Origin of the sequence: Pseudomonas extremorientalis, from assembly GCF_001870465.1 — a bacterium.
Taxonomy (GTDB): Bacteria; Pseudomonadota; Gammaproteobacteria; order Pseudomonadales; family Pseudomonadaceae; genus Aquipseudomonas; species Aquipseudomonas extremorientalis.
Map to the genome: position 1 here is coordinate 1 of NZ_MDGK01000022.1, position 3180 is coordinate 3180.

Here is a 3180-nt window from a genome sequence, read left to right on the forward strand (position 1 = left end):
GCACGGCCCGGCAGCGAGCGGCCAATCGGGCTGGCAGTGGCGCCGATGGTGTCAGTACCGGACGTGCAATCCAGCAGGCTCGACACCACCGTGGCTTCGGTCGGGCCATACGTATTGAGCAGGCGCACATGGCCCAGACCGGCTTTCAGCCACTGAGCCGGGCCGTCCAGCGGCATGGCTTCGCCGCCGATATGGATCTGGCGCAGCGCACCATAAGAGCGCGGCCCCGCCGCCAGGCAGTCAAGCAAAAACAGGTTCCAGTAGGCGGTTGGCAAGTCAGCCAGGGTGATGCCCTGGGCGATGATTGCTTCGTACAGGCGGGCGCTGTCCCATAGCTCCGGGCCACGCAACACAACAGTGGCACCGTGGGTCAGCGCCGGGTACAACTGCTCGACGAAGCCATCGAAGTTCAAGGTGGCGAATTGCAGTACACGGTCCTCAGACGTCAAGCACGAATAACCGGCTGCGATGCTCGAAAACTCGGTCAATGCCGCATGGCTGATCGCCACGCCCTTGGGCTTGCCGGTGGAGCCGGATGTGTAGATCACGTAGGCCAGGTTGTCTGGGGACACAGCCACCTGTGGATCATGCTCAGGGCACATCGCCAGGTGTGCGTCCGCCAGGTCCACCGTCGCCATGCCGTCGGGCAATGGCATCGCTACATGGGGCTGAGTCAGCACCAGGCGCACCCGGCTGTCCTCGAGCATGTGCAACAGGCGTTCGCGCGGGTATTGCGGGTCCAGCGGCACATAGGCACCACCGGCCTTGAGCACGGCCAACAGGCTGACCACCATGTCGAAAGAGCGCTCGACCGCAACGCCCACCAGCACTTCCGGTCCGACACCCCGGGCGATCAGAGCATGAGCCAGACGGTTGGCCTGGCGGTTCAGCTCGGCATAGCTGATGGACTGGTCGTCCAGGCACAGGGCAATCGCGTCAGGGCGTTGCCGCACCTGGACCTCAAACAGGCCCTGTACGCCCACATCGTTTTCAAACGCCGCCGCGCCGTGGTTCCAGTCTTGCAACAACCTGCGTTGCTCGTCATCGATCAGCATCGCGAGCTGTGCAATACGACTGCTTGCATGCCCCACCACCGCGCGCAGCAACTTTTGCCAATGCTCTGCCATACGCTGCACGGTCGCCGCCTCGAACAGATCGGTGGCATAGGTCAGCGAAGCATAAAGGCCTTCGGGCGACTCCTGGGTATCCAGGCTCAGGTCGAACTGCGCACTCAGGCTGTCCCACTCCAGAGCCTCCACAGCCAGGCCGGGTAACTGCTGTTCGCCCTGCGCCCTGCGACCTTCGGTCTGGTGGTTGAACATCACTTGGAACAGCGGGTTATGGCTCAGGCTGCGCTCGGGCTGCAAGGCTTCCACCAACTGTTCGAAAGGCAGGTCCTGATGACTCTGAGCCTCCAGGGCACGTTGCTTGACCTGGGCCAGTAACTGGCAGAAGGTCATTTGCCCGTCGATATCGGCCTTGAGTACCTGGGTGTTAACGAAAAAGCCGATCAACCGCTCGGTTTCTGCCCGGTTGCGGTTGGCAATCGGCACGCCGACGCGGATATCCGACTGCCCGCTGTAGCGATACAGCAGGGTCTGGAACGACGCCAGCATCAACATGAACAGCGTGACACCTTCGCGCTGGGCCAACGCCTTGAGGGCGGTGACCAGTGCCGCATCCAGGCCAATGTCGAGTCGTGCGCCACGGTAGCTCTGTACGGCCGGGCGCGGGTGATCCAACGGCAATTCCAGCACCGGCTGCTCGCCGCCCAACTGCTCGCGCCAGTAACCCAGTTGGCGTTCTTTTTCGCCGGCTTCCATCCAGCTGCGTTGCCACAAGGCGTAGTCCGGGTATTGAATCGGCAAGTCCGGCAGATGCAAACTCTCTCCCTGGCTGTACGCGACGTACAACTGCACCAGCTCGTCGACCATGACCTGCATCGACCAGCCATCAGAGACAATATGGTGCAACACTAACACCAGCACATGATCATCCGGCGCCAATTGCAGCAGCTTGACCCGCAACAGCGGGCCATGTTGCAGATCGAAGGGCTTGGCGACTTCCGCCTGCACCAGCCGCTCAAGCTGCACGGCATCAGCGCTTTCAAACGTGATTTCAAGCGGCAACTCGGGCCTGACGACCTGCAGCACCTGGTCGACATCCTGCTGCAAATGAGTACGCAGGCTTTCGTGGCGGGCGATCAGACTGTCGAAGCTACGCTGCAAGGCCATCCGGTCAAGACAGCCTTTCAAACGCAAGGCGCGCGGCAGGTGGTAGGCCGGGCTCTGCGGCTCCAACTGCCACAAAAACCACTGCCGCTCCTGAGCATAAGAGAGCCGAAGAGGCTCACCTTCCTGGCGCTTGAAAACCGGGGCAATCTCAAACAGGTTGATGCCTTGCTGCTTGAGCATTACCGCCAATGCTTTCTTCTGTTGCGCCGAAAGTGACCCTACCGACTCGATTAATGCTTGCACGCCACGCCCCTCAGGAAATCAATTTATCCAAATCTTCTGCTGATAGACGTTTGAGGGCCTCCAAGGATTTAGCCAATGCGTCCTGCACCGGTGAATTATTTGTCTGTTGGGCCGCCACATAAGCAGTGAAATCGGCCAGTGTCGGGGTGGTGAAAATCGATTTCACGTCAAATTCGGCGTGCAATTGCTCACGCAGGCGCACCACCACCTGGGTGGCCAGCAGCGAATGCCCCCCCAGCTCAAAGAAGTTGTCGTGCAGGCCCACCCGGTCAACGTCCAGCACTTCGGCCCAGGTCGCGGCGATCTGTTGTTCCAGCTCGCTGTGCGGAGCCACGTATTCACGGGCTTGCAGATTGGCGTCGACCTTTGGCAGGGCCTTGCGGTCCAGCTTGCCGTTGGGGCTCAGCGGCAGGTGTTCCAGCAACACCCATTGGGCCGGGACCATGTAGTCCGGCAGCTGTTGCGCCAGGTGAGCGCTCAGCACATCGCGCCAATCGTCGCCGGCGTCTTGCAGCACCAGGTAGCCCACCAGGTATTTACCGTCCACCGCCAGCACGGCGGTTTCGCGGACCCACTCGTGTTCCAGCAGGCGCGCTTCGATTTCACCCAGTTCAATACGCAGGCCGCGCAACTTGACCTGATGGTCGATGCGCCCGGCGTATTCGATCACGCCGTCTTCGCGGTAGCGCGCCAGGTCGCCGGT

At 61.4% G+C, this 3180-nt stretch carries 2 protein-coding genes and 1 pseudogene; all 3 read right to left on the minus strand.

What is annotated here, in order from left to right:
* On the minus strand, positions 1 to 2477 hold a 2477-nt coding region (locus BFN10_RS10240; RefSeq protein WP_244159046.1), incomplete at its 3' end, for a condensation domain-containing protein.
* 10 nt (positions 2478 to 2487) lie between these two features.
* Positions 2488 to 2811: a phosphopantetheine-binding protein gene (locus BFN10_RS30105; protein WP_425273020.1), complete on the minus strand. Its 324-nt coding sequence runs from the start codon at positions 2809 to 2811 to the stop codon at positions 2488 to 2490.
* 29 nt (positions 2812 to 2840) lie between these two features.
* Positions 2841 to 3180: pseudogene (locus BFN10_RS30110) on the minus strand (AMP-binding enzyme); the annotation flags it as partial.